We start from the raw sequence: 25,509 nt of genomic DNA, 5'->3' as shown, positions 1-25,509 counted from the left end.
TTTACATGTCAACAAGAAGTCAACTAAAGCCTTTACCTTTTAGCCTGAGTCAATATCAGGTGTCCCCTGGAAGAGATTTCCCCTTAGGCGCTACGCTTGATGCCAATGGATGTAACTTCGCCATTCATGCCGGTGATGCCAAACACATAGAGTTATGTTTGTTTGATGAGCAAGAAAACGAAATCTCTCGTTTAGTGTTGCCCGGCAAGCAAGGCGGTATTCGCTATGGGTATGTGGAGGGTATTAAATCCAGTCAATTTTATGCTTATCGGGTGTTCGGCAAATACCAGCCTGAACATGGCTGTTGGTATGACCCACGAAAGTTAATTCTAGACCCTTACGCAAAAGCCATTTCTCGACCACTTATCTGGGATAGTAAAGCTTACCAGGAAGATGACGCAGACCTTATACCTAAGTGTATTGTTCGAGATGACGATTTTGATTGGCAGGGCGTAGCTAAACCTAACATCGACCGCCAAGATATGGTCATGTATGAAACTCACGTTCGTGGTTTTAGTAAGCTCAACGCCAAAGTAAATAGCGACGACCGTGGCAGTTACTTAGGTTTGGTGGATAGCTACAGTATCCATCATTTAAAGAGCTTGGGTATTACGTCGGTACAGTTACTGCCTACCGCAGTGTTTATGTCGGAGCCGCGTTTAAAATCATTAGGCTTAAGTAACTATTGGGGTTACAACCCCATTCTGTTTATGGCGCCCGAACCGCGTTACGCCAAATCTGATGCTTTAACAGAATTTAAGACCATGGTGCGTGAATTTCATCGCAATGGCATTGAAGTGATTTTGGACGTGGTTTTTAATCACACAGCAGAATCGGGATCTGATGGCCCAACTCTTTGTTACCGTGGACTTGATAACAAAAATTATTATTTGTTTGATCAAATTGGTGACAGCCCAAATTACAGTCAATACGCCAATAATACTGGTTGTGGCAATAGCGTGAGCTTAGATCATTCAATCAGTTTACGTTTAGTACTAGACAGCCTGCGTTATTGGGTTGACGTAATGCAAGTTGACGGTTTTCGTTTCGACTTAGCGGTCAGTTTAGGCCGAGAAGATAATCACTTTTCAAGTCATGCTGCATTCTTTAAAGCCGTGGCGCAAGACCCTATTTTGTCGCGGGCTAAAATGATAGCAGAGCCTTGGGATATTGGCCCAAATGGCTACCAGCTAGGGCATTTCCCAGAGCGGTGGATGGAGTGTAACGACCGGTTCCGAGATACAAGCCGCGCATTTTGGAAAGGTGAACACGGTTTGCTTGGTGAAATGGCCACCCGAATTATGGGCTCTCGCGACTTATTTCTTGCGAGTCGACGTAGTATCCACACCAGTGTGAACTACATTTGTTACCACGATGGTTTTACTTTAGACGATTTGGTTAGCTACGAGCAACGTCATAATCATGCTAACGGCGAAGATAACCGTGACGGCCATGGTCATAATATCTCTGCTAACTATGGCGAAGAAGGCGATACTAAAGACAAAAAGGTACTTGCGACTAGGCGTAAACAAAAGCGTAATTTATTAGCCACTTTAATGCTTTCGCAAGGCGTACCGCATTTTCTTGGTGGGGATGAACTAAGCCGCACTCAGCAAGGCAATAACAACGCGTACTGCCAAAACAACAAAATGAGTTGGTTTAATTGGGAGTTAGATACGCATGAGCAACAATTTTTAGAGTTTTGTCAGCAGCTTATTGCACTGCGTAAACGCTCACGAGTTTTTCATTATCTTCAGCTGGAAAACGACAGTTACGAAAAATGTCACTCCCAGCATCATAGTGTTCGTTGGTATCGCCACGACGGTGACTTTATGCACCAAGAGGATTGGCATGAGTCGCATGGGTGGGCTGTAGCAGTAGAGATACGAAACCTAAGACAATCGAAAGAGCGTTGGTTATGGATTATTAACGCTAGTTCTCACGCTATTGATTTTATATTGCCTGCAGTAGAAACATCGCAACATTGGACTCAGCAAATGGATACAGCGCATGAACAAGCTATTTTCGTTAAGCAACTTAGAGACACTAAAAGTGTCAAACTAAATGCCCGTTCAATGCTGTTATTGGAACAAACAAAATCGTGACTAAAATAGTAAAAGATGAACAAGAATGGCAAGGCTTGCTTACCGAACTTGCGTTTCAAGTGACAAGGAAAGGAGCAACAGAGCGTCCGTTTACCGGCACTCTGTTACATAATAAAGAGCAGGGCATGTATCACTGCGTATGTTGTGATTTACCACTGTTTAGCTCGGTGTCTAAATTTGACTCGGGATGCGGTTGGCCGAGTTTTGACAAAATTGCTGAAAGCCGTGTGGTCACCTTTGTACGAGACCAAAGTCATAACATGGAGCGTATTGAGGTGCGTTGTAGCCAATGTGATGCGCATTTGGGCCATGTCTTTAATGACGGTCCCACTGACACTGGCGAACGCTACTGTATAAACTCAGCAGCCTTAGGTTTCACTGCTGAGTAAATAACCTTGCTTATAAGCGGTATTGTCTTGTGTCTATTTGCTCGTAGATAATTGCCGCTTCATCTTTTAACATTTTTTGCTGTTCTTCAGACAACTTCAACTTGTGATTCAAACCAGAATAATCTTGCCTACTATGATCATCAAAGTGACTGGCGATTTGTGCCCATAAATAGGCATGGCGGTAGTCTTTTAAATTCATATACTGAGACGTAATCGCTTCAGCATACTTAGCTGGAATAACCGCATTTTCTGGAAACAACTTGAAGGCGTTTTGCAAAATGTTAATGGTTTTTTTAGCATCTTTTCCGCTGTAATGAATTGCTAAGGTCCATTGTAAATCAGGTTGATTTAACACGGCTTGGCCTTCCAATGCCAAAAATCGGTCTCGCGCCTCAAGATCGCGATATTGGGTCCAGTGATACATCGACAAATAGGGATGACTAGAATCACGCGTATCGTTTTCTAGACGTTGTAATTCTTCTAAAGAGGTAAGCAAGCCAATTACGCGCTGAGTTTTACGAGATTTGTCGTATTTAGGTTCAATACTGGCCGCAAGTTCTATGCAAAAATTATAAGCCTGATAGTTCTTTATCAGCTCATACTGGTGTTGTTCAGTAACTTCGGTCATTTCATCGAAGCGACTTAGAATGACAGCAGAGCGTTCCTTTTTACACCAGCCGTCGCGATTTAAATCTTCACAAAGCTCTGGGTTACTTTTACAAATGCTTTTTACCGAGCGACTACCAAAGCCGAACAAATCAAACCCTGCATCACATCCACTAAGTACAAGTGGTACAACTAAACATAAACTGCAGCCTAGTGGCTTTAAAAAAGACAAATCATTTTCCTGAATAAATATCATTAGCAGATGTTGATAAAGGTAAGACTATCATAGATTTTTTTGATTTAGTCCATTCAAAAATCAGCATTGTTTCCTAAGTGCTTAGTTTATAGCTTGGCACTGGATCAATGGTTTGGTAATGTTTCAGTAACATTATAGGAGTGATAAATGGATGTAGAGAAGTTGTTGGCGGCAATGAGCCCCGATATTTATCAAAATATGTTAAGTGCTGTTGAAACCGGGCGATGGCCCGACGGCAACAAACTAACAGATGAACAACGCGATCATACTCAACAAATGGTTATCTTGTATCAAGCTAAGCACAACCATCAGCCCCAGCATTTTACTGTGGGTACCGATGGCGAGTTAGTGATGAAATCTAAACAAGAACTAAAACGTCAATATCGAGAAGAACAAACCATTATTAGTGTTCCTCAACACAACGATTAGATACTTATCTCGCCGCGAATATCTTGGCAAAGTAGGTCACGGATCCGCTTGCTAGGCAAGTTTTTGCTTAGCAAGTAATGTAGTTTGGCCAGCGCCGCTTCGGTAGTCATATCCCCACCACTAACAACACCCGCTTTTGCTAAGGCGTTGCCTGTGGCATATCCGTCCATATTCACCTTGCCAGTTAAACATTGGCTTAAGTTGAGCACGATAATGCCACGGTCACAGGCGTGCTCTAATAATTCGGTCATTTTTTGATGTTGCGGGGCATTTCCTACACCATAACTTAACAGTATCAAGGCTTTTACGGGCTGTTGAAGTAGGTTTGCGATGACCTCAGTGGAAATGCCTGGATAAAGACTCACAACCCCAATAGGTTGGGGAATGATAGGACTAATTTGTAAGGCGCTGATACCCGTTGGACGAATCTCTCCGGCAATAATTTCTATGTCTATTCCAGCCTTAAGCAAGGGGGGGAAATTGGGTGACATAAACGCGTCAAAGCCATCTGCATGGGCTTTAGTACTGCGATTCCCGCGCAGGAGCTTGTTGTTGAAAAACAAACAGACTTCATGAACTGGGTAGTAGGCCGCAAGGTATAATGAATTGAGTAAATTGGTTTGGCCGTCAGAACGAAGTTCACTCAGTGGAATTTGCGAGCCTGTTACAATTACTGGCTTACTTAGGTTCTCTAACATAAATGAAAGTGCGGAAGCGGTGTAAGCCATGGTGTCTGTGCCGTGCAGGACTACAAAGCCGTCATACTTTTCATAATTTGCTTGAATGTCTTCAGCAATTAGCTGCCAATGCTGTGGGTCCATATCCGCAGAATCGATCAGTGGGGAAAATTCGTGAACGGTGAATTCAGGCATTTCATCACGCTGAAATTCTGGCATAGCGTCTAAACAGTCGCGCATGAAACCAGCAACTGGCACGTAGCCTCTTTCACTACGTTGCATGCCAATGGTGCCGCCTGTGTAGGCAATATAGATAGATTTTCGATTCATCAGACTATAGTTCAAAAGTTTTTTGAAATTATAGTCTGATGTTAGTTCAAAGCAATCAACCGTTTAAGATTAACTGAATAGTGCTTACATTTGATCACAAACTGCGCAGAAACTGTACTGGCCAAGAGGATCATTAAACTTATCTACAGCAGGCGCTTGCTCCGCCACTGTTTTCAATAAAGCCCAGTTTGGTATCGCAGACTCTAATGCACCACCGATTTGCGAATCAAACAACTGGGCAATAAAGCGGTCTCGTGAGCTAAGTGGTGGGGTTAAACGCTTAACTTGGTAATCATCTAGATTGTTTAAGTTGGCGGCGTATTCTATAGCATCGTTCAGGCCGCCTAATTGATCGACAAGGCCATTATCAACGGCGTCTTGGCCGGTCCAAATTCTGCCTTCAGCAATGCTATCCATATCTTCAAGCGCAATGTCTCTGCCACTTGATACCAGTGATACAAAATCTTTATACCCGTGTTCAACATTGAGTTGAATGATCTGTTTCACTTCATTTGGCAAAGCTTGGAACGGGCTTACTTCAGCGAGGGTAGACGTTGCATAGCCGTCACTGTTAATGCCCAATTTAGCCAAAGCATTTTCCAAAGTAGCAAACATTCCAAAAATACCTATAGAGCCAGTAATCGTAGTAGGGCTAGCAAAAATGTAGTCAGCCGTTGATGAAATCCAATATCCGCCACTTGCGGCAACGCTGCCCATAGATACGATTACCGGTATATCTTTTTCCTGGAACTGTTGAAACTTTTCACGAATCAGTTCTGAAGCAAATGCGCTACCACCAGGGCTGTCTACTCGTACCACTATGGCTTTTACCTGTTCGTCTTCAAGCGCTTGATTAAGCTGAGCAATAACGGTGTCAGCAGCAATCACGTTTTCTTGGCCACTACCACCAACAATGGCACCTTGAGCAACAATAACTGCAATTGTGTTGTCGCTTGGTTCATCATTACTTAGGCCTTGTGCATACTCGCCATAGCTTCTGTTGTTGTAGCTCGAACCGTCATCTGATTCACCAAAGGTATCAATTAACAATTGTTTGGCTTGGGTACGCGTGGTGAGTTGGTCAACGAGGCCAAATTTTTCTGCGTAGCGGGCGCCATCACCATCAACTTCTTTTAAACGCGACAACAATGCTGCTGGTTCTGGCATCAAATGATCAGCCGCTAACTCGCGGTTAGTTGAAACAGTCGTTAAGTATGATTGCCAAAGTTGATCCATCCAGTGAGCTAAATCTTGTTTTGCCTCTTCCGACATGTCATTTCTAAGGTAGGGTTCTACAAATGACTTATGCGTGCCTACACGAAAAATGTGCGTAGTAACGTCTAAATTGTCGATGGCATCTTTAAAGAACAAACGTCGAGAGTTCATGCCGCGCATTAATACTGCACCTTTAGGGTTAAGCAGTAGGCTGTCGGCAAAGCTCGCTAAATAGTATTGGTGTTGGTCGTAGTAATCTGCGTAAGCGATGATTGGTTTGCCACTGTCTTTAAAATGAAGCAGAGCTTGGCCGATAGTCGCAAGTTTAGTTTGGCTTGTACTTGGCATGCTGCCAACATCTAAAACGATGCCGGTAATATTTGAATCGGTTCTCGCTTCATCAATCGCTTTCACTATTGTGTGTAGGTCGAACTCTTTCTCTACAGTGTTTCCTAACATTTCGTTAGTAAACTCGGCCATAGGGTTTACTCGCTGGCGCTGCTCTACTATTTGTCCATCAAGGACTAAATGCAAGGCTGCCGCTGTAGGGGGCTCTGTGGGTTCAGGGCTAACACTGCTGAGGGCAATGATGACCATTACCACCATAAACAATAGAAATAAATTAACGATTAGTGAACGAATAAAGTTAAGGGTTCGCCAAAAGAAGCGGAAGATACTCTTAATCAATTTAAACACTGGGATCTACTTATAAAAGTCAACAATAGCTAAACGTTACCATAGTCATATAAATCAGGCATCTGCAATTATTAAAACAAATGTTTGAAACAAAAGTTTGGTTTGTATACTCTATTAACACTTTAATAACATTCCCAATGGATTGAGGTTACAAAGATGACCAAGTACCCGCACTTATTAGCGCCACTTGATTTAGGTTTTACTCAGCTACAAAGCCGAGTATTAATGGGCTCTATGCACACCGGTTTAGAAGAAGAAAAGGGTGGTTTTGAGAAACTGGCTGCTTTTTATGCGTTACGCGCTAAGGGTGGAGTAGGTCTTATTGTTACGGGTGGAATAGCGCCTAACTTTAGAGGGCGCTTAGCCCCTAACGGATGCCAGCTTAGTTTTCCTTGGCAGGTGAAAAAACATCGAATTATCACTAATGCCGTGCATAAAGAAGGTGGAAAAATCGCCTTACAGATATTGCATGCAGGGCGTTACGGTTATCACCCATTTAATGTTAGTGCCAGTAAAATTAAAGCACCGATATCTCCTTTCAAACCTAAAGCCATGAGTGACCGCCAAATTCGCTCAACCATTAAAGACTTTGCGAATAGTGCAAAGTTAGCCAAACGTGCAGGCTACGACGGCGTTGAAATAATGGGCTCAGAAGGTTACCTCATCAACCAGTTTATTTGTGCGCGCACCAACCAACGAAAAGACGGGTGGGGCGGTAGTTACCAAAATCGAATTAAGCTTCCTTTAGAAATAGTTAAACAAACCCGCGCCTTAGTTGGCGAAGATTTCATCATTGTATTTCGTTTATCTATGCTGGATCTAGTTGAAAAAGGCAGTACTTACGAAGAGGTTGTAACATTAGCAAAAGCCTTAGAACACGCTGGAGTAACTATTCTTAATACTGGTATTGGATGGCACGAAGCTAGAGTACCTACTATTGCTACCAGTGTTCCTAGAGCCGCATTTGCGTGGGTAACCGAAAAAATAAAACAGCACGTTAGTATCCCAATGGTGGCGGTTAACCGAATTAACACTCCTGATGTAGCAGAAAACATTTTACGCTCCGGACAAGCGGATATGGTGTCTATGGCTCGGCCGTTGCTGGCAGATCCTATGTTTGTTGAAAAGGCGCGAAACAACCAAGCTGAGCTTATAAATACATGTATTGGTTGTAATCAAGCTTGTTTAGACCACGTTTTTAAACAACAACGTGCAAGTTGCTTAGTTAATCCGCAAGCCTGCTATGAAACAGAACTAGAGTTTAAAGACTGTAAGCAAACCAAAGAAATTGCTGTAGTGGGGGCTGGCCCAGCAGGGTTAGCCTTTTCATGTTATGCCGCAGAACGCGGTCACAAAGTAACAATTTATGATGCTGGAGACAAAATAGGTGGCCAGTTTAACTATGCGAAGCAAATTCCTGGTAAAGAGGAGTTCTACGAAACGCTTCGCTATTTTGCTAATCGCATCAACCAATTAGGTATTAAACTCGCGTTAAATACCAGAGTTGATGCCCCAATGCTGGCTGAGTTAAAAGCTGATGAAATTGTAATTGCTACGGGTATTTTACCGCGAACCCCACCAATTGAAGGCATAGAACACGACAAAGTTTATAACTATTTAGATGTATTACGAGATCATAAAGAAGTTGGCGGTAAAGTTGCGATCATTGGAGCTGGAGGTATTGGTTTCGATGTTGCTGAATACTTGGTAGAGCAAAAGCCGTCGCTATCTACCAACGTAGGCCGTTGGCTAGATAACTGGGGCATCGATAACACTATGGCCCAAGCCGGTGGCTTGAAAGAACATCAACAACATCAAGCCTTGCGTAAGGTGTATCTGTGTCAACGTAAAACCACTAAAGTGGGCAAAGATCTAGGTAAAACCACAGGTTGGATCCACCGTGAGACTTTAAAGAAAAATCAGGTAGAAATGCTCGCGGGTGTAGAGTACTTAAAAGTAGATGACCAAGGGCTGCATATTTCGGTGGATGGCAAACAATCTGTCCTAGATGTTGATCATGTAGTGGTGTGTGCAGGGCAAGAACCATTGAGAAGTCTACATGACGACTTAACCGCCTTGGGCGTAAATTCTCATTTAATTGGCGGCGCATATGTAGCCGCTGAATTGGATGCAAAACGCGCCATAAGACAAGGTGCTGAACTGGCGGCCACTATTTAGTTTTTGTTTTTAGCCACTGCTTAATTAAAGCGGCTGTACGTTGGGGGTTTTGTTTAACCCAAGCTTGCAGTTGCTTTAGGTTTTTCTGTCTTTGCGTGGATATTTGATGATGTTTTCCTTCCGGCATAGTTTAAGCTCCAAACAGCGATCTAGCTTACTTTACTTTTAGCATAATTCACGCACAATGGCGCTATATTTAGCTCGTTAAGGATAACAATGAAAGCTTTAGATTTGTTACTCAATCGTCAGTCATGCGCTCGCTTGGCTGCTCCCGCGCCTGAAGGCGCAGAACTAGAAACAATATGGAATGCCGGCCTTAGAGCGCCAGATCACGGAGGCCTTACTCCTTGGCGGTTTATCCATGTTAGTGGTGAAGGTTTAAGTAAATTAGCAGACATTTTTGAACAAGCCGCGCTGGCTGAAGAAGGCGACCATGAAAAAGCAAAAGCGATGCCCTTTCGTGCACCACTTATCACTATCGTGATTGCTTCGCCTAAAACCCATTCAAAAGTACCAGAAATTGAACAAGTACTTTCTGCTGGCTGCGCTGTTCATGCAATGCAAATGGCTGCCTTTGCACAAGGTTATAATGGTATTTGGCGCACCGGCCCCATGGCTTATAGTTCAATTGTAAATCATGAGTTAGGCTTAGCTGAACACGAGTCTGTTGTTGGGTATTTGTATTTAGGCAGTCCACAAACCAAATCGAACAAAGCGCGAGAGTTAACCTTTAAAGACTATGTAACTTGGCTGTAAGATGACTGAGACTCAAGCGCGTTTATACTATGTACATGACCCTATGTGCTCTTGGTGTTGGGGCTATAAACCTACTTTAGAGGCGCTTGAATCGTCATTGCCTAGTAGTATAGAAATGGTGTATTTGTTGGGTGGCCTAGCGCCAGATTCTGCATTAGCGATGCCTGATGATATGCAGCAGTTTTTGCAGCAAACATGGCATAAAATTAATGCGCAACTAGGCACCGAGTTCAACCATGATTTTTGGCAAGTAAACACACCTCGTCGTTCTACTTATCCTGCAAACCGAGCAGTGCTTGCTGCTGAAAAGCAGGGGGCTGGTAAAGCGATGATAAAGCAAATACAGAACGCTTATTATTTACAGGCGATTAATCCTTCAGACTTAAATAATTTGCTTGTATTGGCAGAAAAGCTTGGCTTAGATAAAAAAACTTTTGTGGAAGACATATCGAGTGAAGCACTGAATGAACTGTTAATGCAGCAAATACAATTTGCTCGAAGCTTACCTATTCAAGGATTCCCTTCGTTAATACTAGCGGTGGGCGCTAGTTATTACCCTGTCCAGTTAGATTATAAACATGCTCAAGTGAGTCTTGAGCATGTTGCTGAGTTGTTGGCCTAGATACCTAACTCATCAAGTAAATCTTGATCAATGGTTTGCGCTGACTCGGCAGGTTTCTGCTCTGCTTTCTTTTGTGCCGCGGCTTGGTCGATAAGATCATCTGGATCTACATCATCTTCTGTTTCAAATTCATGAAGCTTGATGAATTCAGTTTTATCCATCGCTAACTCAAGATAAAAGATGTTGTTTTTAGCGGTTGTAAAGGTCACGCGACGCGCTTGCGGACGGTCTAGGTTGGTATCAATAGAAATCAATACCTGCTTGTTTAAAGCTAACATCTTAGGTTGGTTTTGAGTTAGTGAGGTTTGTAACTCTTTACCGATTACACCAGTGAAGTAACCGACCATTTGGTTCATTAACTCGCCCATCACGTTACCCACTTCATCTGCTGTGTGCTGTTGAGCGAGCTCGGCCTCAGGAATACCCATATGAAGCATGTAATCACGATAGATTTCCATGGCAGCATCTGAGGTAAAGTTAATAACAACCAAGCCTGAAAACCCACCATCAAATAAAACAAAACAACCAATGTCTGGTTTTAAACAGGTTTTGTTTATTTTCTGTACCATCGCCGAATATCTGATTTCGCTAGTCGTGGCTTTGCTAAGTACTGTGGTGACAGAGTTACAAAGAGTGAGTAATACGTCTTCAGTGGTAACAACTTTCAATTTTTTCATGCAGTTCCTTCTTAAAATCATGATGACTTTGCATTAGCAATTGAAACAAGTATGGATGATGAACTGAAAGCTGTATAGCTTTGATTGATAGGGTTTAACTGGCAATTAACTTGAGTGTGAGGGGGATCGGCAAATAAAAAAGCCTCAACTAGGTTGAGGCTTTAACTTGTTGCTTAACTATAGCTGTTGCTTAGTACTCGGCGTTTTTAGGTGCGCGTGGGAAAGGAATCACGTCGCGGATGTTGGTCATGCCAGTTACGTAAGACACTAAACGTTCGAAACCTAAACCAAAGCCAGCGTGTGGAACTGTGCCGTAGCGGCGTAAGTCGCGGTACCAAGAGTAATCATCTTTGTCTAAGTTTAACTCAAGCAAGCGTGCGTCAAGCACGTCTAAACGCTCTTCACGTTGCGCGCCACCAATGATTTCGCCAATACCTGGTGCAAGTACGTCCATTGCAGCTACGGTTTTCCCATCATCATTAAGACGCATGTAGAATGCTTTAATGTCTTTAGGGTAGTTCTTAACAACTACCGGTGCTTTAAAGTGTTCTTCAGCTAAGAAACGCTCGTGCTCAGACGACATATCAATGCCCCATTCAACATCGTATTCAAACTTGCGGCCTGAATCTTTAAGAATTTGAATGGCGTCTGTGTAATCAACTTGCGCAAAGTCTGCGCTAACAAACTTCTCTAAGCGGCTTATGGCTTCTTTGTTGATACGTTGAGCGAAGAAGTTCATGTCGTCCATACGTTCTTCAAGCACAGCTTTGAATACATATTTAAGCATGTCTTCAGCTAGCTTTGCCGCGTCGTCTAAATCAGCGAAGGCTACTTCTGGCTCTACCATCCAAAACTCAGCCAAGTGGCGGCTGGTATTAGAATTTTCGGCGCGGAAGGTTGGGCCAAAAGTATATACTTTTGATAGTGCACAGGCGTATGTTTCAGCGTTTAATTGGCCCGATACGGTTAAGAAGGTTTCTTTACCGAAAAAGTCCTGCTGAAAATCAACTTCGCCATTGTCGGCCATTGGCAGGTTATTCATATCCAAGGTTGATACGCGGAACATTTCGCCTGCACCTTCCGTATCACTACCGGTGATAATAGGGGTGCTTGCCCAAATGTAACCTTGTTCGTGGTAGAAACGGTGAATAGCTTGCGATAAACAGGTACGTACACGGGCTACAGCGCCAATCACGTTAGTACGTGGGCGCAGGTGAGCGTGTTCGCGTAAGTATTCAATGCTGTGGCGTTTAGCCGACATTGGGTAGCTATCAGGGTTTTCTACCCAACCAACCACTTCAACATTTTTTGCTTGAATTTCAAAAGATTGCCCTTGCCCTGGAGATTCAACAACTTCGCCAGTCACGATCACAGAACAACCAGCGGTTAGCTTAAGAACATCATTCTCATAATTGGAAAGGGTATTAGGCGCTACGGCTTGCACGGCGTCAAAACACGAGCCGTCGTGTACCGCTAAAAATGAAAGACCGGCTTTTGAATCACGACGAGTACGGATCCAACCCTTGATAGTAACTTGTTGACCAACGCTGAACTTACCGCCCAAAACGTCTGTCACTGAGGAATGCGTCATAGCAAACAACTGCTCCAATCTGATAGTGCTAATATTGTAAGGGAACCAATGTTACTTCTTGAGGCTAAAGACTCAAGTAAAAATTGATAAAACACAGGAAATCTATAAGTTATGTTAATGAAAAGGACTAACAACGGGATTAATTAGGGTAGGAAATGCCACAAAATAGAAAAGAACGAAGAAAAGGCCCCGACGGTTTACAAAAATTGTTTGTGTTGTTCTCGCTACTCGCTTGGACAATGTTTCTCGGTTCGCTCATCGTTTATCACTATGCTAGACCAGAAATTGCCTATAGCGCCTTTCAGCCATCAGACGGGCAGGGGTATCGCGACCATTGGCATGAAGACTTACGCCAAATATTTGTTTATTTGTTGTGGGGCTGCTGTGGAATTACCCTTGTGGGGATTTTTATTAACTGGAGCCGCTCTCGCCGCAAAACTGACCATTTTAAAATCAATATGGGTTTATTGGCGATGATTGTGATTACTGTGCTGCTTTCTTATTACTTAAAACTGTTCAACTAATTAGTCACTCAGTACTTGGTAAATGGCCGAGCAAAGCTTGGCTAATTGAGTTTCGCTAATAGTGTAGGGCGGCATAATGTAAACCAACTTACCAAATGGCCTAATCCAAACACCTAATTCAACAAATTTAGCTTGTATACTGGCTAAATCATTAGCGGTTTTGGTTTCAACCACTCCTATCGCGCCTAGTACCCTAACATCAGCGACGGTGCTTAATTGCCTACATGCGCTTAGTTGTTGTTTAAGTTGTTGCTCAATTTCAGCTACGCGAGCTTGCCAATTACTGTCTAGCAGTAGCTTTATGCTGGCGTTAGCTACCGCACAAGCTAAAGGGTTACCCATAAAGGTGGGACCATGCATAAACACACCCGCTTCGCCGCCACATATTGTATCTGCAACATGTTTCGAGGTGAGGGTAGCCGCTAAGCTCATATAGCCGCCGGTAAGGCCTTTACCTAAACACAAAATATCTGGGGTAATGTTGGCATGCTCGCAAGCAAACAGCTTACCGGTTCTGCCAAACCCAGTTGCAATCTCATCGGCGATTAATAGCAAACCATAGTGGTCGCATAGGGCTCTTAACTCGCTCAGATACTGTGGATGATAAATCCTCATTCCGCCTGCACCTTGAACAACAGGCTCGATAATTACCGCTGCGATGTCTTTATGATGCTTATCCAACATGGTTTTCATGGGGGCGATATCTTGTTCTTGCCAGGTTTGATTAAAACCTGTTTGCGGTGCTTCACAAAATAAATGCTCAGGCAAAAATCCTTGGTAAAGTTGATGCATTCCCCCTTGTGGATCACACACCGACATCGCGCCAAAGGTATCACCGTGATAGCCATTTCTTACAGTGGCAAACTTAGTGCGTTTTTCACCTTTGGCATGCCAATACTGCAAAGCCATTTTTAAGGCAACTTCTACGGCCACTGACCCTGAATCGCTAATAAAAACTTGTTCTAAACTGCCAGGACTCAAGGCGACAAGGTGTTTGGCTAAATCTACAGCGGGTTGGTGGGTTAAGCCACCAAACATTACATGAGACATTTTACTTAGTTGCTCGCTGGCGGCCTTATCAAGTTGCGCAACTTTATAACCATGAATGCACGCCCACCAAGAGGCCATGCCGTCTACCAAGCGTTGACCGTTTTCTAATTCAATCTCACACCCTTCGGCCGATGCCACTGGATAACAAGGAATAGGATTGATTGAAGAAGTATACGGATGCCAAAGATGTTGTTGGTCGTAATGTAAATCTATGCTCATTTAATAACCGCTAGTAAAGTTGGAGGTTTTAAAAAGTTGACAGCGAGGTGGCTGTGGATAGACTAACGGAATATTTTTTCTAAAGAAAGCTTAACCAATGACTCAAGCACTCCGCCACGATTGGACCGTACAGGAAGTAAACGACTTGTTTGCTTTGCCATTTAATGATTTGTTGTTTCAAGCCCAGTGCGCTCATCGCGCGAATTTTGATCCAAACCAAGTGCAAGTTTCAACACTGCTTTCTATTAAAACGGGCGCGTGCCCAGAAGACTGTAAATACTGCCCACAAAGTGCACACCATAAAACCGATTTAAAAACAGAACGCTTGCTAGAAGTAGAACATGTGTTAAAAGAAGCAGAAAAAGCCAAAGCAAACGGCTCAACCCGTTTTTGTATGGGCGCTGCTTGGAAAAACCCCAAACAACGAGATATGCCTTACCTAGTAAAGATGGTAGAAGGTGTAAAAGAGATGGGGATGGAAACTTGTATGACTTTAGGCATGTTAGAAAAACAACAAGCCGATGAGTTGGCAGTAGCGGGCTTAGACTATTACAACCATAACCTTGATACTTCGCGTGAGTACTACCAAGAAATCATTACTACACGGACTTATGATCAGCGTTTAGACACGCTTGATAACGTGCGTTCAGCCGGAATGAAAGTATGTTCGGGCGGAATTATGGGCATGGGTGAAACGGCCACAGACCGCAGTGGTTTGTTGGTGCAACTGGCTAATCTGCCACGTCACCCAGAAAGTGTGCCGATTAACATGTTAGTTAAGGTAAAAGGCACCCTGCTAGAAGATGTTGATGACATGGACCAATTTGAGTTCATTCGTTGTATTGCCGTTGCTCGCATCATGATGCCTCGTTCACATGTGCGCTTGTCTGCAGGGCGCGAGGAAATGAATGAACAAGTGCAAGCCTTGTGTTTTATGGCCGGTGCTAATTCAATATTTTATGGTTGTAAACTGCTTACCACACCAAACCCTGACGAAAACCAAGATATGCAGCTATTTAAAAAACTGGGTATCCGCCCAGAGCCTGCGGCACTTAAAAACGGTACTGAAGAGCAGGAAGAAGCGCTTTATCAAACCTTAGTGAAGCAACAACAGCAAAGCTCCCAGTTTTATGACGCATCTTAATGGCCTTTGAGTTTATTAAAGAACAGCTAGTAAGCCGTAAACAGCAACAGTTATTGCGAGCCAGGCGCTGCCAAAGTAGCGCACAGGGCAGGGTTATTGACATTGCTAGCGAGCGTTTATTAAATTTTTCTAGTAATGACTATTTGGGTTTGTCTCATCACCCTAAGGTGATTGACGCTTGGAAAAAAGGTGCAGAAAAGTATGGCGTGGGCAGTGGTGGTTCGCCCTTGGTCACCGGATTCCAAACGCCACATTATGCATTAGAGCAACAACTGTGCGAATGGCAGGGGCGTGCTGGTGCGTTACTATTCAACAGTGGTTTTTCCGCTAACCAAGCGGTGATCAAATCTTTGTTAAAAAAGGGTGACTTATTAGTTCAGGATAAGCTCAATCATGCATCGTTGCTTGAAGCGGGTATGCTGTGTGAGGCACAGCAAAAACGCTTCGCTCATAACGATATGGATCAATTGAATCATCGATTGTCTTCTCAAGAAAACAACAAGTTAGTGGTCACCGAAGGTGTATTCAGCATGGACGGTGATCTTTCTCCTTTAAAAGAAATTAGCTCACTGTGTAAACATCACAATGCTTGGTTGATGGTAGATGACGCACATGGCGTAGGCTGCCTAAGTGATCAAGGTCGGGGCAGTATTAGTGAGGCCAGCTTGCGCGCCGAAGCTGCTCAAATACATATGCTCACTTTTGGTAAAGCACTGGGCGTATCTGGCGCGGCTGTATTATGTGATGAAGAACTTAAAGATTACTTGGTTAATTTTAGTAAGAGTTATGTGTATTCCACCGCTATGCCTGCAGCACAAGCTTGTGCGGTAAGTGCTGCTATTGAGGTAGTGCGCACAGAGCCTGAGTTTCAAGCTAAGTTAAAAAATAATATTGGTTTGTTTAAACGCTTGGCTGAACAACTTGGTTTAACGCTAGCTAATTCTAGTACTGCCATTCAACCCATATTGTTAGGTTCAAGTGAGAAAGCCTTGGCGATCAGCCAACAATTACAAGAAAAAGGCTTTTTTGTTAGCGCTATAAGGCCGCCTACAGTCCCCAAAAACACCGCGCGTTTGCGTATTACCTTAAGTAGTCACCACTCAACGCAAGACATTAGCGATTTATTGACGGTGTTGGTTGATTTATTAAGCGGTGAAAAATGATTATCGATAAAGAGCAAGTTGCTCGGCACTTTTCTAAAGCAGTAGATACCTACAATGATTTTGCGGGATTACAACGTGATATTGGCCATCGCTTGTTGCAAGAAGTGCCAAATAAGCACTATCCGCTAGCAATGGATCTTGGTTGCGGTACGGGTTTTTTTGCTAAAGCACTGCAAAGTAGCAGTAGTCAGGTCATTGGTATTGATTTGTCCCACGCCATGGCCTCCCAAGCTAAACGGGTTAACACTGGGATCGCTGCGGTGGTTGCTGATGCAGAGCAACTAAGTTTAGCGAACGATAGCGTAGATTTGGTTTTTTCTAATTTAGCGCTGCAGTGGTGCAACGATTTAAGTACTGCATTAAGCGAAATTAAGCGCGTTCTAAAACCTGGTGGGGTAGCAGTTTTTTCAACTTTGCTAGACGGAACGTTGTATGAACTCAAACAAAGTTGGTCTGAACTTAACCAGTACAGACATGTGAATCACTTTATAAGTGCTGATGACGTCGCAGCTTGTATTCAATTATCGAGATTCAAGAATTCTCGATTGATATTTGAAACCGAGACGCTTTGGTACCAACAAGCACTAAGTTTACTGGCTGAGTTAAAAGGTATTGGCGCGAATTATGTGATTGATGGTAAACCCAATGCCAGTAACGCCACTCAGTTGAAGAAAATGGTGAGCAGCTATAAACAGCAATTTGCTAATCCTGCCAAGGGTAATCGAGTAAGCGCGACTTACAAGGTGTGTTACGGAGTATTAATTAATGACTAAGGCTATTTTTGTCACTGGCACTGATACAGAAGTAGGTAAAACAGTGGTGAGTTGTGGGCTTATTAAGGCCTTACAAAAACACTCTTCTGGACTGGTGGTTAATGGCTTTAAGCCGATAGCAGCGGGGGCCGAGCAGAGTGAGCAAGGTTTAGTCAATGAAGATGGCTTAGCCATTCAAGCAGTATCGTCTTCTTCGCTAAGCTATCAAACCTTCAACCCAGTTGTGTTGGAGCAGGCTATTGCCCCCCATATCGCTGCTCGGTTTGCCAAAAAACCGATAGACACCCACTTAATGGATAGAGGCTTGAATGAGCTTAAAGCCTTATCTGATTGTGTCGTTGTAGAAGGCGCTGGCGGTTGGCATGTGCCATTAAACGATAACGCTGGCACCATGTCTCAATGGGTGGCTAATCAACAGCTTCCGGTGTTGTTGGTGGTAGGGGTAAAGCTCGGTTGTTTAAATCATGCTCTGCTGAGTGTCCAAGCAATTAAAGCCAGTGGCGTGCGCTTGATAGGTTGGGTTGCGAACGTGCTAAACGATGATGAGCAAATCTCTACGCTTAACATTGAGTATTTACAAGGTGCTATTGAGGCACCATGCGTGGCCACCATTCCTTATAAAACTGACCTCAAGCCTCAATCAATAGAAAAATATTTCAATATCAATAAACTTATTGGTGAAATGTAAATCAAAAAAAGTAGTTGTTAAACCATTGAAAATTGTGAGCTATGCCCAATATTATAGTGGTTGGGCTTTTCCACGTTTTTAGAGGAAGACGATGAAACGTATATTGTTGTTTTTAGGTACTAACTTAGCAGTAGTTTTAGTGCTAGGTATAGTGATGAACATAGTATTCTCTGCTTTGGGTATTTCTACTCAAAGTATTGGTGGGCTATTAGTATTTTGTGCCATTTTTGGTTTTGGTGGCTCAATTATTTCCTTACTTATATCTAAGTGGATGGCTAAGCGTTCTACTGGCGCTCAAGTCATTACCACGCCAAGAAACGAAATAGAGTCTTGGTTAGTTAACACTGTAGCCAAGCAAGCAAAAGCTGCCGGTATTGGCATGCCTGAAGTGGCCATTTACCACGCTCCAGATATGAACGCTTTTGCTACAGGTGCTAAACGCGATGCAGCTTTGGTGGCAGTAAGTACAGGTCTATTAGAAAATATGAACCGTGATGAAATAGAAGCGGTTCTGGCTCATGAAGTGAGTCATATTGCTAACGGTGACATGGTTACCCTTACCTTAATTCAAGGTGTAGTGAATACCTTTGTGATGTTCTTCGCCCGAATTATTGCCAATCTCATTAGCTCATCAATGAGTAACAACAATGAAAATGGCCAAGGTATGGGTACTTTAGCCTATATTGCTACTGTGTTTGTGTTAGAAATGGTATTTGGTATTTTAGCTAGCATTATTGTTATGTGGTTTTCTCGTCAGCGAGAGTATCGGGCAGATGAAGGCTCGGCTAAGTTAGTTGGTAAAGAGAAAATGATTAACGCCTTACAGCGTTTAGGCGGAAGTCGAGAGCCCGAGATGGAAGGTTCAATGATGGCGTTTGGTATTAATGGTAAACGCGCAATGAGCGAACTGTTTTTAAGCCACCCTCCACTTGAAAAACGTATTGCTGCTTTGAAAGCGAGATAAGCCTCTGCAGGAAGACCGTAAACTTTAGTAAAAGTGCCGTTTTAACGGCACTTTTTTGATCTTAAGCTTAATTTTTGAGCGTAAACATTTAAGTTTGTAATATCAGCGTAAATTTTTACACTGTTCGCTTTCTTTTTAGGCTAAGCGCAAGCAGAATGGTTGCATCAGTTTTGGTTGTGTACTCAGGACGAGTTAAGCACTGCGCAGGGATATGAAACTTTCGCTTTTATTAAATAGTTATTTCAAACAAGGGCTGTTATTTGTACTCGGCTACTTGTTGGTTGCTTGTCAAAATCAAACCCAACAACTTCGTGTTGCCGTATCGCCGTGGTTGGGTTTCGAACCCATTTACCTGTCTAAACAACTGGCTTATCCCGGTTCAGACGAGTATCAAGTTAATGAACTCACCACTCCAAGTCATGTAATGCATGCTTTAAAAAGTGCACAAGTAGATGCTGCATTTTTAAGCCTCACTGAAGTGATTAGCCTTTTAGCTGAACGTGTAGATTTAACTGTGGTTGCGGTAATTGATCGCAGTGTAGGCGGGGATGCCTTAGTCACTCAACAGCCTATTAACGACATAACTCAACTTAAGGGTAAACGCATCGGCTATGAAAGCCTATCGGTAGCCTCTCTAGTGATGGACGATTGGCTAAAAGATACTGACGTAAATGCCGATGATTTTGTTCTCGTTGAAGCAAAGCTGGATGAGCAATTAGGCTTGTTCCGCCGAGGTGAAATAAGTGCAGTAATGACCTCTGGACCCATACAAAGCCGCTTAGTAGACAATTTATCGGCCAATGTCCTTTATCAAAGTGCCGCTCAGGGCCAACCTTACTATCGTGTGTTAGTTGTAAGAACGGCGGTATTACAAAATAAACGCCAACAGGTTTCAAAACTGCTGACTAATTTCTATGCTGCAAATAATTGGCTAGAAGAGCACTCTCGAGAAGGGTTTAAATTAATTGCTAAACGCACTCAGTTATATAGCAAAGAAGTAAGGCAAGCCTACAGCAAGATTCAAGTGCTTAACGCTCAACAAAGTATCGCCTTGTTTTCTAGCAAATTTATCTTAGGGCATGCCCAAGAAAAAGCGCAACGAATGGCTGAGCTAGAATTAATTCATCGAGCCCCTGATTTGTCTCGTAACTTCAACAGTCAGTGGTTGATGGAGTTAACCGGTGTTTAAGTTTAAACGTATATCTCTCAGTGTAGTGATACCCATTTTGGCGTTGGTATTATTGCTTATTGCCCAAGGTTTGTTATTGCTGGGAACCTTAAACGAGCAACAGAATAAAATGGCTGATCACGCAAGCCAACGCTTGCTGCATATTGGTTATCAATTGCAACAAAGTTTGTCTGACAGTTTGTCCCGTCATCAGTGGGATATTGCTGAACGGCAGCTTACCTTAGTCGCACTCAATCAACAGCTAGATTCCTTACAAGTTATTGATCCACAAGGCTTAGTGCAGCTTTCGAATAAACGAGCAGAAAAAAGCTTGTTTGCTGCCGATAACGCCAACTACTTTAACAGCGAGTTGTTTAATCAAGTTAAAACCAAACGTTCTCCAGTGACTCAAGTTTTGCCTGAGCAATGGCAGGTTAATTTGTATTTACCGCTAGATATGGGACCAAGAGAAGACAGCTTACGCAGAGCTGATCAAGGTGCCATCTTTGTTAGTTATAATCTTAAAAACACCTGGTTAGTTAAGCGCCAAATTATTTTAGACGAAGCAGTAAAAACCTTTGTCTATATGGCAGTCGCCATGCTGCTATTGGTATTGATGCTAAATAGAATGCTGGTTAAGCCAATTAACAAGTTAGTAGGGCGCACTAAGCAAATTCAAACGCATAACAACGCTAATATTAACGCTAAGAGTCAGGGCGAAATTGGTGCTTTAGAAAACGCTATTGGAAAAATGGCCAATGGCATTCACACTAGTTTTGCGCAATTGCAACGCAGTGAACAGCGCTGGCAGTTCGCCTTAAGTGGATCTGGCGACGGTATTTGGGATTGGAACCTGATAACAAACACTGTTTATTATTCACCTCAGTGGAAAGCCATGCTTGGTTATCAAGAGCGTGAAATTGGTGAAAAGATTGAAGAGTGGGAATCTCGCATTCACCCCGATGATCTAGACAAAACCTTAAATGAACTTCGTAAACATCTTAAAAAGAAAAACAAAGTTTATGAAACGATGCACAGGGTAAAACATAAAGATGGCCATTACCTGTGGGTACTATCTCGAGGCATGGTAGTAGAACGTAGCGAGCGTGGACTGCCATCGCGGGTCATTAGTACTCAAACCAATATCTCCGAAGTACGTTCGGCGCAAGAGCTTGTGCGTTTCCAGTCATCACATGACGATATTACTCGTTTGTCGAATCGCCGTAAGTTACTTGAAAACTTAGATTTAGAAATTGAGCGTGGTCGCAAGAGTAATAAAGTTGGCGCGTTAATTTACTTAGATATCGACCACTTTAAAAATGTTAACGATATGCTTGGTCATGCCGCCGGAGACTTACTGCTACGATTAATTGCCCACCGCTTACGCGAAGGGCGCAGTAGTTCAGAAACTGTGGCGCGCTTAGGTGGCGATGAATTTGCCTTATTAGTTCCTAATCTGTCTAGTAATAGAGAAGAAGCTCAAGAGCTTGCCAGAAAAATGGCTGAGCATCTCGGTAGGGTTATTCATAAAGAGTTCGTGATAAAAGGTAACCAAATTTCGTTAAATTTGACTACTGGTGTTGCGCTATTTCCTAATCATGACAACAACGCTACTGAGATTTTACGCCAAGCGGATATTGCACTTTACCACGGTAAAGATAATGAACGTTCAAGCGTGCACGTATTTTCAGACAAAATGGCTGACGAAATTCAAGAGCGCCACGTACTTACACGAATGATGCGAGAAGCCTTAGAAAACGAAGACATGGTGGCTTACTTTCAACCGCGTTATAACGACAATTATGAAATGGTGGGCGCAGAAACATTGCTACGTTGGTTTGATGCCAAAATGGGCTGGATTTCGCCAGGCCGCTTCATTCCTCTTGCCGAAGAAACAGGCCTTATCGTTACGCTAGGTGAATGGGTAATGCGCAGTGCTTGCGAAACCCTTAAAACCTGGCAAGACCGCGGCTTACCCGATAATTTTAAAACCTTGTCGATCAATGTAAGTCCTAATCAGTTCCACCGAGATACCTTTGTTAAAGAAAGTTTAGCGATTATTCATGCCTCGGGCTGTGATCCTAAGTTAATTGAATTAGAAATTACCGAAGGTGTATTGGTAGATAATGTTCAAGATACCGTAGAGAAGATTCAAGCTTTGCGCGATATTGGTGTACGGTTCTCAGTAGATGATTTTGGTACCGGGTACTCATCGCTGGCTTACCTTAACAAGCTGCCAATTAACTGTTTGAAAATTGATAAATCATTTGTTAGTGAGCTGCAAAGCGGTGGTAGTGAGTGTGCCATTATTACTACCATTATCTCTATGGCGGAAAACTTAGACTTAGAAGTGATTGCTGAAGGGGTAGAAACGGAGTACCAACTAGAATTTCTTAAATATCGTCGTTGTACTGTGTATCAGGGATTCTATTTTAGCGAAGCGCTTGAGCCGGAGATATTTGAAGAGAGATTGTTTGTTGGCCAGGCTGAAACAGAAATAGCCTGACCAATATTATCAAGGCCTAACGCTTAGGCCTCTCTTGTCCATTTATGAAACTTCTCTAAATACGATAACACCTTCTCTGGAGCGTGATTGCGCTTCCATTCACCGGCTACATATTTATTGGCTTCCATCATCGTCGGGTAAGCGTGAATCGTACCCAATATTTTGTTTAAGCCTAAACCGTGTTTCATTGCCAAGGTAAACTCTGCTAATAATTCGCCGGCGTGTTCAGCTACAATTGTCGCACCCAATATTTTGTCTTTACCTGGTACGGTGAGTACTTTAATAAAGCCATTAGTTGCACCCTCTGCAATTGCTCTGTCTAACTCTTCTAGCTGAAACTCTGTTACCTCGTAAGCAGTTCCTTGTAGTTTCGCGTCTTGTTCATTGATCCCTACGCGAGCAACTTCAGGGTAGGTGTAAGTTGCCGCAGGTATTACCGAGTAGTCAGCCTTAAACTTCTTAAAACGTCCAAATAGCGCATTAACTGCAGCGTACCACGCTTGGTGTGCCGCAAAGTGCGTAAATTGGTAAGGGCCTGCCACATCGCCTACAGCGTATATGTTAGGAAAGTTTGTTTGCAGGTGAGCATTAACCGCTACCGTGCCGCGTTCAGAGTTTTCAACGCCGAGCTCTTCTAGACCGAATCCTTTGGTATTTGCTACGCGACCTAGCGCGAGAATGACCTTATCAAACTCTATTTCTTGTTGTTCTTCACCTTTAGTCAGCTTAACGCTTTGTACTTGGTTGTTATTGTGGAAGCTAATGGCTTTCCAGCCCAACATCAGTTCAATACCTTCTTTAGTAAACTGTTCTTCAAGCAGCTTACTCACTTCAAGATCTTCGCGGATCAATAAGTGGTCAGCCATTTCTATTTGGGTTACTTGAGCCCCCAATCGTGCAAAACTTTGGGTTAGTTCACAACCAATTGGACCGCCGCCTAACACCAATAGTTTATTAGGCAGTTCACTTAGTTGCCATAAGGTATCAGAGGTTAAGAAGTCAACATCTTGTAAGCCGGGAATAGGGGGCACGAGAGGGCGAGCACCGGTAGCAATAACAATATTTTGCGTGGTTACTGTTTTACCATCTATTTCAACTTCCCATGGGCTACGAATATGGGCTGTTCCCTGTACACAGTTAACGCCCAGCTTTGTGTAACGCTCTACAGAGTCATGTGGTTCTACTTGCTTAATTACTTGATGTACTCGCTCCATTACTTTTGTAAAGTTTGCTTGAGCGTCCACTTTCTCGTAGCCAAAGTTTTCAGCATTTTTCGCTTCATATGCAAACTTTGCGCTGCGGATTAAGGCTTTAGAAGGGACACATCCTGTGTTTAGACAGTCACCTCCCATTAAGTGTTTTTCTACTAAGGTGACTTTAGCTTTAACCGCGGCAGCAATGTATGAACTCACCAGCCCGCCAGCGCCAGCGCCAATTACCAATAGGTTATTGTCAAAGGTTTTGGGTTTGTTAAAAGGCGCATACACTTTACGCTGCTTAATGCCATTTAGGATGGCTTTGCTGATATAAGGCAGAATGCCTAGTAGGGTAAAGGCAAGCAATAATGAAGGAGATAAGATTCCAGATAAACTGTCTAGCTTCGCTAATTCGGTGCCGGCATTTACATAAACAACAGTGGCCGGAAACATACCTAATTGGCTTACCCAGTAAAAAGTTTTTAATGGAAGCTTAGTTAATGCCATTACTAAGTTAATAAGAAAGAACGGAAAAATTGGGATTAAACGTAAGCTTAATAGATAAAACGCGCCTTCTTTTTCTATACCGCTGTTAATGCTTTTTAGTTTTTCAGCATAGCGTTGCTCTAAACTGTCTCTAACTAAATAACGCGCCACAATAAACGCTAAGCTAGCACCAATGGTACTGGCGAAAGACACCATAATCACACCATTTACAACGCCAAATAAAGCGCCGGCTAACAGTGTTAATAGAGCAGCTCCGGGGATGGAGAAGGCAGTTACAAATACATATAGGAAAAAGTAACCGATAATCGAAATAAGGAAATGTTGTTCTACGTTAGCCTGCAAGCTTGCTTGGCTTTGCTTAATTGTGTCGAAATTAAGCCATTGTCCTAAATCAAACCACCATATCAGGCAGACAACAACGGCAAGCACCGCAACAACAATCAGTTTATTTGGTTTCATATTTAATTCTCTGAACGGTAGTGTCAGTTTATAGACCTTTAAGTGAATGATTCTATTTCACTATTTTTTCACTGTTAGTATAGGTCACAATAAAATCACATATTGCCTTGGGATCATTTAAATCAAATTTTGGCAGATGGCTACTTAGTTCGTCGGTACTAGCAATGGCAATAATTTGAGCATCGTTTAAAGACAGCAAAGGTTTGTTTAGCGCAGATCTATGTACTTCAATTTTGGGTATTTGGCTATGACGATAACCTTCTACTAGTACAAGATCACAAGTCTGCCAGTTAACCCAATGTAGTTGCTCTTGTATCTCGTCGTGTTGTTGCTGTTTGCTAAAGTGGTAGCGCTTGTGAGGGCAAGCCAAAATCACTTCGCTCGCGCCTGCAGTAACAAACTGGTGGCTATCTTTACCTGGTTCATCTAATTCTAATTGGTGGTGGCTGTGCTTGATCACCGATACCTCAAGCCCTCGTTGTTTAAGAAGAGGAATGAGGGCGCTTAGTAAGGTGGTTTTTCCACTTCCGCTATATCCCGCTAAACCTAACACCGGTTTTGGCCATTTTTTATCCATTTAGAAACACCTTTATACGTTTTTAGCTCGATTATTAGAGCTTA

At 42.9% G+C, this 25,509-nt stretch carries 22 protein-coding genes; 14 read left to right on the top strand and 8 right to left on the bottom strand.

All coding sequences use genetic code 11. The features are described 5' to 3' along the window. The first annotated feature begins 5 nt into the window (after positions 1-5). Positions 6-2,105: a glycogen debranching protein GlgX gene (glgX, locus tag ACLD71_RS17020; RefSeq protein WP_411991441.1), complete on the top strand. Its 2,100-nt coding sequence runs from the start codon at positions 6-8 to the stop codon at positions 2,103-2,105. Beyond that, positions 2,102-2,494 (top strand): peptide-methionine (R)-S-oxide reductase MsrB, encoded by a 393-nt coding sequence (gene msrB, locus ACLD71_RS17015; RefSeq protein WP_137674535.1) that lies wholly within the window; start codon positions 2,102-2,104, stop codon positions 2,492-2,494. Before glgX ends, msrB begins: the two co-directional genes overlap by 4 nt. 10 nt (positions 2,495-2,504) lie before the next feature. Here msrB and ACLD71_RS17010 read toward each other — a convergent pair whose 3' ends face one another. Further along, positions 2,505-3,332 (bottom strand): DUF2989 domain-containing protein, encoded by an 828-nt coding sequence (locus ACLD71_RS17010; RefSeq protein ID WP_411991440.1) that lies wholly within the window; start codon positions 3,330-3,332, stop codon positions 2,505-2,507. Positions 3,333-3,503: 171 nt separating this feature from the next. On the opposite strand from ACLD71_RS17010, the gene ACLD71_RS17005 reads away from it, so the two are divergent. Continuing rightward, positions 3,504-3,785 (top strand): YeaC family protein, encoded by a 282-nt coding sequence (locus ACLD71_RS17005; RefSeq protein WP_137674537.1) that lies wholly within the window; start codon positions 3,504-3,506, stop codon positions 3,783-3,785. Here the strand turns inward: ACLD71_RS17005 and ansA are convergent. Further along, entirely contained in the window at positions 3,782-4,792 is a 1,011-nt protein-coding gene (gene ansA / locus ACLD71_RS17000; RefSeq protein WP_411991439.1) for an asparaginase, read from the bottom strand. The genes ACLD71_RS17005 and ansA overlap by 4 nt on opposite strands. Before the next feature lie 84 nt (positions 4,793-4,876). Then, positions 4,877-6,703, bottom strand: coding sequence for a signal peptide peptidase SppA (sppA, locus tag ACLD71_RS16995; RefSeq protein WP_411991438.1), 1,827 nt, complete (start codon positions 6,701-6,703; stop codon positions 4,877-4,879). A 156-nt stretch (positions 6,704-6,859) separates the two neighbouring features. On the opposite strand from sppA, the gene ACLD71_RS16990 reads away from it, so the two are divergent. From ACLD71_RS16990 to ACLD71_RS16980, 3 genes are all read left to right on the top strand, one after another. After that, a complete protein-coding gene (locus ACLD71_RS16990) occupies positions 6,860-8,881 on the top strand; it encodes an FAD-dependent oxidoreductase (protein WP_411991437.1) in 2,022 nt (673 codons plus the stop codon). A gap of 216 nt (positions 8,882-9,097) precedes the next feature. Beyond that, positions 9,098-9,637, top strand: coding sequence for an NAD(P)H nitroreductase (locus tag ACLD71_RS16985; protein WP_303554093.1), 540 nt, complete (start codon positions 9,098-9,100; stop codon positions 9,635-9,637). Between the two features lies 1 nt (position 9,638). Further along, on the top strand, positions 9,639-10,259 hold the full coding sequence (locus ACLD71_RS16980) for a DsbA family protein (RefSeq protein WP_411991436.1): 621 nt from the start codon (positions 9,639-9,641) through the stop codon (positions 10,257-10,259). Here ACLD71_RS16980 and ACLD71_RS16975 read toward each other — a convergent pair. After that, positions 10,256-10,936 (bottom strand): DUF3334 family protein, encoded by a 681-nt coding sequence (locus ACLD71_RS16975; protein WP_137674543.1) that lies wholly within the window; start codon positions 10,934-10,936, stop codon positions 10,256-10,258. The two genes, ACLD71_RS16980 and ACLD71_RS16975, sit on opposite strands and share 4 nt — an antisense overlap. A 190-nt stretch (positions 10,937-11,126) precedes the next feature. Next, positions 11,127-12,527 carry an asparagine--tRNA ligase gene (asnS, locus tag ACLD71_RS16970; protein WP_411991435.1) on the bottom strand — a complete coding sequence of 467 codons (1,401 nt, stop codon included), beginning with the start codon at positions 12,525-12,527 and terminating at the stop codon, positions 11,127-11,129. 155 nt (positions 12,528-12,682) lie between these two features. Here asnS and ACLD71_RS16965 point away from each other — a divergent pair, with 155 nt between their 5' ends. After that, positions 12,683-13,051, top strand: coding sequence for a hypothetical protein (locus tag ACLD71_RS16965; RefSeq protein ID WP_411991434.1), 369 nt, complete (start codon positions 12,683-12,685; stop codon positions 13,049-13,051). Here ACLD71_RS16965 and bioA read toward each other — a convergent pair whose 3' ends face one another. Next, a complete protein-coding gene (gene bioA, locus ACLD71_RS16960; RefSeq protein WP_411991433.1) occupies positions 13,052-14,320 on the bottom strand; it encodes an adenosylmethionine--8-amino-7-oxononanoate transaminase in 1,269 nt (422 codons plus the stop codon). A gap of 97 nt (positions 14,321-14,417) precedes the next feature. Here bioA and bioB point away from each other — a divergent pair, with 97 nt between their 5' ends. From bioB to ACLD71_RS16925, 7 genes are all read left to right on the top strand, one after another. Beyond that, complete coding sequence (gene bioB, locus ACLD71_RS16955; protein WP_137674547.1) at positions 14,418-15,464, top strand: biotin synthase BioB; 1,047 nt, start codon at positions 14,418-14,420, stop codon at positions 15,462-15,464. After that, complete coding sequence (gene bioF, locus ACLD71_RS16950; RefSeq protein ID WP_411991432.1) at positions 15,464-16,627, top strand: 8-amino-7-oxononanoate synthase; 1,164 nt, start codon at positions 15,464-15,466, stop codon at positions 16,625-16,627. Before bioB ends, bioF begins: the two co-directional genes overlap by 1 nt. Next, positions 16,624-17,400 (top strand): malonyl-ACP O-methyltransferase BioC, encoded by a 777-nt coding sequence (gene bioC, locus ACLD71_RS16945; protein ID WP_137674549.1) that lies wholly within the window; start codon positions 16,624-16,626, stop codon positions 17,398-17,400. The genes bioF and bioC overlap by 4 nt, the downstream gene beginning before the upstream one ends. Next, complete coding sequence (gene bioD / locus ACLD71_RS16940; RefSeq protein WP_411991431.1) at positions 17,393-18,088, top strand: dethiobiotin synthase; 696 nt, start codon at positions 17,393-17,395, stop codon at positions 18,086-18,088. The genes bioC and bioD overlap by 8 nt, the downstream gene beginning before the upstream one ends. A 91-nt stretch (positions 18,089-18,179) precedes the next feature. After that, complete coding sequence (gene htpX, locus ACLD71_RS16935; RefSeq protein WP_137674551.1) at positions 18,180-19,052, top strand: protease HtpX; 873 nt, start codon at positions 18,180-18,182, stop codon at positions 19,050-19,052. Between the two features lie 211 nt (positions 19,053-19,263). Further along, positions 19,264-20,241 (top strand): ABC transporter substrate-binding protein, encoded by a 978-nt coding sequence (locus ACLD71_RS16930; RefSeq protein WP_137674552.1) that lies wholly within the window; start codon positions 19,264-19,266, stop codon positions 20,239-20,241. Continuing rightward, positions 20,234-22,726 (top strand): EAL domain-containing protein, encoded by a 2,493-nt coding sequence (locus ACLD71_RS16925; RefSeq protein ID WP_137674553.1) that lies wholly within the window; start codon positions 20,234-20,236, stop codon positions 22,724-22,726. Before ACLD71_RS16930 ends, ACLD71_RS16925 begins: the two co-directional genes overlap by 8 nt. 23 nt (positions 22,727-22,749) lie before the next feature. On the opposite strand, the gene ACLD71_RS16920 is transcribed toward ACLD71_RS16925, so the two are convergent. Next, positions 22,750-24,888 carry an FAD-dependent oxidoreductase gene (locus ACLD71_RS16920; RefSeq protein WP_411991430.1) on the bottom strand — a complete coding sequence of 713 codons (2,139 nt, stop codon included), beginning with the start codon at positions 24,886-24,888 and terminating at the stop codon, positions 22,750-22,752. 52 nt (positions 24,889-24,940) lie between these two features. After that, positions 24,941-25,465, bottom strand: coding sequence for a molybdopterin-guanine dinucleotide biosynthesis protein B (gene mobB / locus ACLD71_RS16915; RefSeq protein ID WP_411991429.1), 525 nt, complete (start codon positions 25,463-25,465; stop codon positions 24,941-24,943). Positions 25,466-25,509 lie beyond the last annotated feature (44 nt).

It is taken from the genome of Agarivorans sp. DSG3-1, from assembly GCF_046774965.1.
Classification (GTDB): Bacteria; Pseudomonadota; Gammaproteobacteria; order Enterobacterales; family Celerinatantimonadaceae; genus Agarivorans.
Note: the sequence above shows the minus strand (reverse complement) of the source record. Positions and strands in the feature narration are given on the sequence as shown.